General features: G+C 44.2%; 8 protein-coding genes and 1 pseudogene. 5 read left to right on the forward strand and 4 right to left on the reverse strand.

From position 1 onward, the window contains the following. Positions 1-4: 4 nt before the first annotated feature. From QNI24_RS09845 to uvrA, 3 genes and pseudogenes are all read right to left on the reverse strand, one after another. Positions 5-1243: a hypothetical protein gene (locus QNI24_RS09845; RefSeq protein ID WP_267176527.1), complete on the reverse strand. Its 1239-nt coding sequence runs from the start codon at positions 1241-1243 to the stop codon at positions 5-7. Between the two features lie 76 nt (positions 1244-1319). After that, complete coding sequence (locus QNI24_RS09850) at positions 1320-2057, reverse strand: TMEM175 family protein (RefSeq protein WP_267176528.1); 738 nt, start codon at positions 2055-2057, stop codon at positions 1320-1322. Between the two features lie 59 nt (positions 2058-2116). Continuing rightward, positions 2117-4939, reverse strand: a pseudogene (gene uvrA, locus QNI24_RS09855) (excinuclease ABC subunit UvrA); the annotation flags it as partial. Positions 4940-5115: 176 nt separating this feature from the next. Between uvrA and QNI24_RS09860 the strand changes: the two are divergent. From QNI24_RS09860 to QNI24_RS09880, 5 genes are all read left to right on the forward strand, one after another. Further along, positions 5116-5286: a hypothetical protein gene (locus QNI24_RS09860; protein ID WP_267176530.1), complete on the forward strand. Its 171-nt coding sequence runs from the start codon at positions 5116-5118 to the stop codon at positions 5284-5286. A gap of 160 nt (positions 5287-5446) precedes the next feature. Then, a complete protein-coding gene (locus QNI24_RS09865; protein ID WP_267176531.1) occupies positions 5447-5980 on the forward strand; it encodes a DUF7010 family protein in 534 nt (177 codons plus the stop codon). A gap of 299 nt (positions 5981-6279) precedes the next feature. Next, the gene (locus tag QNI24_RS09870; protein ID WP_283708693.1) at positions 6280-6669 is read left to right on the forward strand and encodes a hypothetical protein; all 390 of its coding nucleotides are present in this window, start codon (positions 6280-6282) and stop codon (positions 6667-6669) included. A gap of 20 nt (positions 6670-6689) precedes the next feature. Further along, positions 6690-6992 (forward strand): hypothetical protein, encoded by a 303-nt coding sequence (locus QNI24_RS09875; RefSeq protein WP_267176533.1) that lies wholly within the window; start codon positions 6690-6692, stop codon positions 6990-6992. Positions 6993-7220: 228 nt separating this feature from the next. After that, positions 7221-7427: a hypothetical protein gene (locus QNI24_RS09880; protein WP_267176534.1), complete on the forward strand. Its 207-nt coding sequence runs from the start codon at positions 7221-7223 to the stop codon at positions 7425-7427. 95 nt (positions 7428-7522) lie between these two features. Here the strand turns inward: QNI24_RS09880 and QNI24_RS09885 are convergent. After that, positions 7523-7812: phage integrase N-terminal SAM-like domain-containing protein (locus QNI24_RS09885; RefSeq protein ID WP_283708694.1), on the reverse strand; the 290-nt coding region annotated here is incomplete at its 5' end.

A 7812-nucleotide genomic window follows, 5' to 3' on the forward strand; every position in this document is an offset into this window, starting at 1 on the left:
GGCATCAGTCTAACTCAATTGTTTGAATCTGCTCCCAAGGGTAATATTTGTATTGGTTGTTACTCAACAATAACAGGCCATTGTTATTGAAGGTCACGCTGTTGTGGTTCAAGGCCAAGGTTTTGACCCCAGAATCTAGCACCAACTCAACTAAATTATTTTCATTTTTCGATAACTTGTTGACGTTATAAAAAGGAATCAATCGGGTGTTGCCGCCAATCTCAGACTCCAATATTTCTGCACCAGATTGTTGGTTCATATCATAAGTGATTGCTTGGGCCGTGATGTTTGTACCGTCTTTCAATTGTACCCTTCCAGACAGCGGTTGGCTGGCTTGGGCGTAATCAGCAAACTCATGCCACTTGACGTCAACTGGGCCGATGGTTAGTTTCTCGAATTGGCGCCAGCTGACCTCAACACGACCCAATTCTGGGTTGTCTATCCAAATGCCACGGTTGCCACGGTTGACATCATTGGTGCCGTCAATAACTAATTCTTCACCATCTTTTAAAACCACTCGAGAGGCATCACCTTGAGCAGTTTTTTCAATGACCTTGATGTCAGCAAATTTGATTTCATATTCTTTGTTATCGGCGTTACCGTCTAATTCTTCGTCGGTCATTCGTTCGTCTTTGTCCCACATGATGCGACCGGCGAAGGTACCAATGCTTGACTCCACTGTGCCGTAGATGCCATCACCGAATGTTTTGGCATCATCTGGTGCAGCGCTAAAAACAATGTGCTTTATGTCATCAAAGTCATGCGTGCTGGTCTCGCCTTCGGTGGTTTTGACCAGAATGTCATCACTGGTATCGTTGTTGTTATCATCGGTGCTGATGGTGCTGCCATCGTGCAGCGATAAAACCACTTCACTGCCATCAATATCAATGCGCTTTATGGCGCCAAAATTAACCGAAAATTCGGGTGGGTCAATTTCTTTACCAAAAAACGATTTAAAAGTGATTTGTAAATCTCCAATGTTGGCTTGGGGGCCGGGTTGGTGGTCAAGCAGGGCGTCCTTTTCATCTTCAGATAAATGTTCAAAGCCGACAGTTTGGGATTTGTAACCATTAAAGATGTCACTGAGAAAAGCTTCTTGCTTATCCCAGCGTAAGGTGCCGGTTTTGGTTTCGCCATTGGTCAGAGTCACTGTACCAAACAGCACTGGCTCAGGGTTTTGATTCACCATCACTTGGCCAGTCATTAAAGCTGTTGATAACAGTAAGGTTTTAAATTTATTCATAGGTTCTGTGCTGATTAACTATTAAATATTATGTCGCAAGTTCAACGAAATTGCATGTATCTAAAGTACCAAATATTCAGGGTGTATCACTTTTAAGCTGCTGCCACTTTTTATCACGCCAATGATAAATCAAAAAACTGGTTGGGCCCAGCAGTGCATAGGTGAATCCAGTATAAGGCACGTGTTCATCAGCCACCCAGCCAGGTAACAGGAAGGCCAACACACAAACCAGCATGATGTCCAAGCGCATGAACAATTCGGTTTTTGCACTGAAAGTTTCCTCAGCTGATAACTTGAGTGGTGCCTTGCGTCTGATGGCATGGGCGTAAAAACCCATGAAGATAAAACCAATCATAAAGAAACCCGCGGCAAAGTACTGAAACAGCCAGCGCAGTTCATCGAAGGTTTGGAGAGAGAACTCACTGGGTAAATAACCATCAGTCAGCCATGAAAACAGGCCTTGAAACATCATTTTCAAGGGATATATAAAGATCAGAACCACCACCACTAAGGTCGCTGATAACAGCACCGTTATGCCATCGTCCAAACCAAATTTACGGCTCCATTTGTTGTGCGCGTGCCAAATAAAAATAATTTGCATCACACTGAGCACAAAACCTGGGATCAGTTTTGAGATGTCTAGTAACTCTGGCACGCTGCTGGGAATCTGGTCAATCGAAATCACCAACATGGTCACGGCAAAAGCAAAAGCCGCATCAACAAACACCTCGATGCGGGTCATTTCTACACCCCGCATGCGGAAATTATCTTCTACCGGGCATTGCGCCAGGAATTCATCACTCAGTGGCTGCATCTATCTAATTCGTGTTAAATCGAACAAATCATATCACAGCAAAATACTCAAGGGGCTCACAGCATGCCTTTGAGAAAAGCGCCGGTGTGTGAGGTTTTGTGTTTGGCTATTTTCTCAGGCGTGCCCGTGGCGATGATTTTACCGCCACCGTTACCACCTTCTGGCCCCAGATCAATGATCCAATCGGCCGTTTTGATCACATCCAGGTTGTGCTCAATCACCATAATGGTGTTGCCGTTGTCACGCAAGCGATGCAGCACTTTAAGCAGTTGTTTGATGTCAGCAAAATGCAAACCAGTGGTTGGTTCATCCAGGATGTAAACGGTTTTGCCGGTATCACGTTTGGACAGTTCTTTGGCCAGTTTAACCCTTTGCGCTTCGCCACCAGAGAGGGTGGTGGCATTTTGGCCCAAGGTGATGTAACTCAAGCCCACATCCAGCAGTGTTTGTAATTTTGTGGCGATGGTTGGGATGGCAGAGAAAAATGGCAGCGCATCTTCAACCGTCATGTTCAACACTTCATAGATGTTTTTGCCCTTGTATTGGATGTCCAAAGTCTCGCGGTTGTAGCGTTTGCCTTTACAGGTGTCACAAGTCACATAAACATCAGGCAGAAAGTGCATTTCTACTTTGATCACACCATCACCTTGACAGGCTTCACAGCGACCGCCTTTGACATTGAAGCTGAATCGACCGGGTTTATAACCACGGGTTCTGGCTTCAGGGGTGTTAGAGAACAAATCTCGAATCGGTCCAAACAACTGGGTATAAGTGGCAGGGTTTGAACGGGGCGTGCGGCCGATGGGTTTTTGATCAATATCCACCACTTTATCGAACAAATCGATGTTTTCAAACTTGTCGAATGGTTGGGCCTGATGTGAGGCGCGGTTCAAATGATTCGCCAGCACCTTATAAACGGTCTCATTGATCAAAGTGGATTTACCAGAACCGGAAACACCGGTGATACAAGTCAGTAAGCCGGCTGGGATTTCTACGTTGACATTTTTCAGGTTATTACCCGAAGCGCCTTTGAGTTTAAATAACTTTTTCTTATCAACTGGGTGGCGTTTTTTTGGCACTTCAATTTTCAAAGCGCCCGTCAGGTACTGACCAGTGATTGAATCTGGGTTGTCACAGATCTCTTGGGGTGTGCCCTCTGCCACGATGTAACCGCCATGTACACCAGCGCCGGGTCCTATATCGACCACATGATCGGCCATGCGCACTGCATCTTCATCGTGTTCAACCACAATCACGGTGTTGCCTAAGTTTTTCAGGTTAACCAAGGTTTTTAATAGTTTTTCATTGTCCCTTTGGTGGAGGCCGATGGAAGGCTCATCTAGCACGTACATCACACCGACCAAACCAGCACCAATTTGCGAAGCCAAGCGAATGCGCTGTGCTTCACCCCCCGAGAGTGAATCGGCTTTGCGGTCCACCGTTAAGTAGTTCAACCCCACGTTGACCAAAAAGCTCAATCGTTCACGGATTTCTTTGATGATTTTTTCCGCGATTTGGGCCTTTTGGCCTTCGAGCTGAAGGCTTTCAAAATGATCCAAAGCACCGGCAATTGACATGGCATTGATTTGTGGCAGTGGTACGTCATTGATAAATACATTTCGCGCCGCTCGGTTCAGTCGTTGACCTTCGCAGGAAGGACAAGGTTTCTTGCTGATGTATTTGTTCAGTTCCTCACGCACCATGGATGATTCGGTTTCTTGGTAGCGCCTTTTCATGTTGTTGGCGATGCCCTCAAACGGGTGGTTGCGCTCGTATTGCCCTTTGTCACTGTAATAAGTGAACTTGATGTTTTTATCACCGCTGCCGAAAAACAACACGTCTTTGGTCTTTTGCGGTAGTTCTTTTAAAGGTGTGTTGACATCAAATTTGTAGGCTTTGGCCACCGCTTGTAGCAGTTGAAAATACCAACCATTGCGTTTGTCCCAGCCACGCACAGCGCCATCAGCCATGGATAAATCTTCATTCATGATGATGCGCTCAGGATCAAAATACTGACTCATGCCCAAGCCGTCACACTCAGAACAAGCACCATTGGGTGAATTAAAGGAGAACAAACGTGGTTCCAGTTCACTCAAAGAATAATTACACACTGGACAGGAAAACAGCGAACTGAACAGTAGTTCAATGGGCTCCTCATCCTCACTCTCGTCAAAGGATACCACTTGTGCCAAGCCCTCAGATAAGGCCAATGCAGTCTCAAATGATTCAGCCAAGCGCTGGGTGATGCCGGCTTTGACTTTGAATCGGTCCACCACCGCCTCGATGCTGTGTTTTTGTTTTGGGTTCAGCTTCGGCAGGTCATCGATGTTGTAAATTTTTGCATCTATGCGCACCCGCACAAAACCAGAACCACGCAGTTGTTCCAGTAACAACAGGTGCTCGCCTTTGCGGTTACGCACCACCGGTGCCAATAACATCAGCTTCCGGCCTTCTTCCAAAGCCAATACCTTATCGACCATCTCTGATACTTCTTGCGCTTCCAGTGAAATGTGGTGGTCTGGACAACGTGGCGTGCCGATGCGTGCATACAACAAGCGCAGGTAATCATAAATTTCGGTGATGGTGCCGACCGTTGAACGTGGGTTGTGTGAGGTGGATTTTTGTTCGATTGAAATCGCTGGTGACAAACCCTCAATATGATCCAAGTCAGGCTTGTCCATCATTGACAGAAACTGCCTGGCATAAGCCGATAAAGACTCTACATAGCGGCGCTGGCCCTCAGCGTAAATGGTATCAAAAGCCAAGGATGACTTACCTGAACCAGACAGGCCAGTGATGACGATGAATTGGTCTCTTGGCAGGTCAATGTTAATGTCTTTGAGGTTGTGGGTTCTCACCCCTCTGAGTGAAATAGATTTCATTTGTTAGGCGATAATCAAACCCATCATTGTAACCAAAAAGCGTGATGATTATGTGGGTAAAGTCAGAAAGATTGTAGGCCTGTGCCGCAGCCCAATCGGTTAAGTCGATAAACAGGCATGCACCTTGAAAATCTTGACAGCCCTTAAGGTATAATCATGCCTTTTGGTGGAAAACAATGAGTCAAAGAACCCTGATTCTCATCGCCACAGCGATTTTAGCCTTGGCCCTTTACACCGCTGGTTTCAAGACCGGTACCTTTGTGCTATTCGGTTTGGCCGTGTTGGCCGAATTGTATTTCTGGTTTAAGCTGTTGGGCGAGCGGAAAAAGGATGACAGTGATAATTAAGTCAAGTAGGGTGGGCTCTGCCCACCAATTAGTTTGAAGACTTGTCATACATTTTTGATTGGCGGAGCCCATCCTACATTCTTTATTCGAATTTTGGCAATGACAATGGACACCAGCGCATGCTGGGGATTCAAGCAAGTAAAGTGAGAGCAATTAATTTATGAACCACCAACAATCACAACAAGACATGCGCAGCGCCTATGCCAGCGGTGCAACCGGTGCTTTGGCTTCGGGTCTGATTTGGACATTGGCTGGAGTTGTTGGCTTATTGATCTCAGAAAAAGCCAGCATGCTCGCCTTGTTTTTTGGTGGGATGATGATTTTCCCCTTATCTGTACTGCTCTCCAAGCTGCTCAAACGCAGCGGTAAACATGACCCAAACAATGACCTGCGCCACCTGGCGTTTGAGGGATTGGGTATTTTATTCGCCGGCTTGTTCATTGCTTTTGTGGTGGCCCAATACAACAGTCTGCTGTTTTTTCCCATTATGCTGTTGATCATCGGTGCCAGGTACCTGACGTTTCAGAGCATTTATGGCTTAAAGATCTATTGGTTGTTGGGTGGCTTACTGATGCTGGCGGGTTTTATGCTGACCATCTTTTCATTGTCATTCATCGCTGGTGCTTTTATCGGTGGCGGCATAGAGATCGTGTTTTCATGGCTGATTTATGTCCAAGGGCGCAAGGCGGACTGAGCCCATCGTGCAGATGAATGGTTATATAAATGCATAAATATTAAGGATTTGCGGATATCAATGCATTCGTGCCCGTATATCCGAAAATGCCCTGTTATTGATGCACACAATAAAGTCCTACCGTCTGAAAAATCAATGACTTATAATAAATTGCTTCAAATAACGTGCATTAATAACAGGAAAATCAGATGGTATCAGGCATTAATGTGTTAATAATAAATTGTTAAGTGCTAGAGTGAATGAAGATACTCTCGAAACTAAAACTGATTTCTTCGGTAATCCTCTTATGCTGTATATTTTTGCCAATAGCAAAATGTAGTAAAGCTGTCGAAGAAGGTTATAAAGGTGAGCCGCCAACTTTCGATATTTATGTATACGGTCAAGAATTAAACGAAGAATCAATAATTCCAGTTCTATCGTGGTCATTGCCATTAATATTTTCTGTTCTTGCTTTAAGGTATGGCAATAGTGTTTTTGTAAGCTTGCTGCAAGTTTCGGCAGGGTGCGCAGCAGTCTATTCAGGTTTTTGGATATTTATTTGGTCTAAAAGTCTTTTATGGCCGGCATACTTAGCTTTAATATCTATGGCTGTATATTGTGCCAGTGCAGCTATAGCAAGCTTTGTTCATATTAAACAATGGCACTTAACAAAAAGCTCAAAGGCGACGCCAAAAAGTGGCGCGCTTTAGCTTGGCGTTACTCGTAAATAATGAAAAATATAGGAAAACTTATTTGTGCTCTTGACTCTGCAGCAGGTTACTTTGATTCTCGTGGCTTTTCACATTGGGCCAGTGAAGCGCGTCATTCAATAAAGTTAATCGAGTCTGGCGATCAGACTGTTATTGAAAAGCTATATTTGAAGTACGCGCCTACATGCGAGGTGGAGGAGCTATTTATTACTGAATACGAAATAGAAGATGAAGCAGAAGTTGTTGCTTTAAATCAAACACTGGCCGAAGTAATTAATGATACGTTTAAGGCGATAGAGCATGTTGGTAGTGAGAACTTCTAACAAAAAAATCAAATCAGGTGGGCTTTGCCCACCAATTAGTTTAAAGACTTGTTATATACCTCTGATGGGCGTAGCTCATCCTGGCACGTTCTTTCCGTGTTCTCACGTCGGAGCGAGAGTGAATGATTTAAATCAAGTGAACATGCTATCAATTGGAAAAATGACCATCGACACATGACAATTCGAACTGTCAGCCCTATGATAATTATCTATATACAGGAGGTTTAAATGATATATTTCAGCTTAGCGGCAGTCTTACTCTTCATCACTTACAGGGATTATGCCAATGACGAAACAGACACCATATTTCTGATTGATTGGTGGCTTTGGTGCGATGTCAGTAAACATGACACACCTTTACTTTACTGGGCTTGTATTGGCGCGCAATTGGTTGCCGTTTTTGGTTTATTTATTTGTGGGTTTAAGAGCATATAAATGCCATTAAGCCAATTGTGAACTCAAGTAGGGTGGGCTCTGCCCACCAATGAGTTTAAAGACTTGTCAAACATCTCTGATGGGCGGAGCCCATCCTACAAGGCTTGATTTTGAGTTGCTGCTGAAACATTTCTTTCTTTGGCTAAATGGCTTAGAAATATTTCAATCTCTACTTTTCCCATTTCTTGTGGGTGTCTTTTGCCATGAAAAACAATATATTTCTTTATCCAATAAATGTAAGTTAATTCTGTATTTTCACTGTAATGTAAAAATTTTATTTTTAATGCAACACGATCTAATAATTTCATAAAATGCACGTTTACCCGGTAATCAGCGTAAATTAATGCATTCGTGCAAATATATCCGCCCATAACTGGATATATGT

This window comes from Marinicella marina, assembly GCF_030065545.1.
In the GTDB taxonomy this organism is placed as follows: Bacteria; Pseudomonadota; Gammaproteobacteria; order Xanthomonadales; family Marinicellaceae; genus Marinicella; species Marinicella marina.

Bases quoted from the DNA above. Each gene is read 5' to 3' on its own strand.
- QNI24_RS09880 (WP_267176534.1), top strand. From the start codon at position 7,221: ATGATATATTTCAGCTTAGCGGCAGTCTTACTCTTCATCACTTACAGG.
- QNI24_RS09875 (WP_267176533.1), top strand. From the start codon at position 6,690: ATGAAAAATATAGGAAAACTTATTTGTGCTCTTGACTCTGCAGCAGGT.
- QNI24_RS09860 (WP_267176530.1), top strand. From the start codon at position 5,116: ATGAGTCAAAGAACCCTGATTCTCATCGCCACAGCGATTTTAGCCTTG.
- QNI24_RS09850 (WP_267176528.1), bottom strand. From the start codon at position 2,057: ATGCAGCCACTGAGTGATGAATTCCTGGCGCAATGCCCGGTAGAAGAT.
- QNI24_RS09865 (WP_267176531.1), top strand. From the start codon at position 5,447: ATGAACCACCAACAATCACAACAAGACATGCGCAGCGCCTATGCCAGC.
- QNI24_RS09845 (WP_267176527.1), bottom strand. From the start codon at position 1,243: ATGAATAAATTTAAAACCTTACTGTTATCAACAGCTTTAATGACTGGC.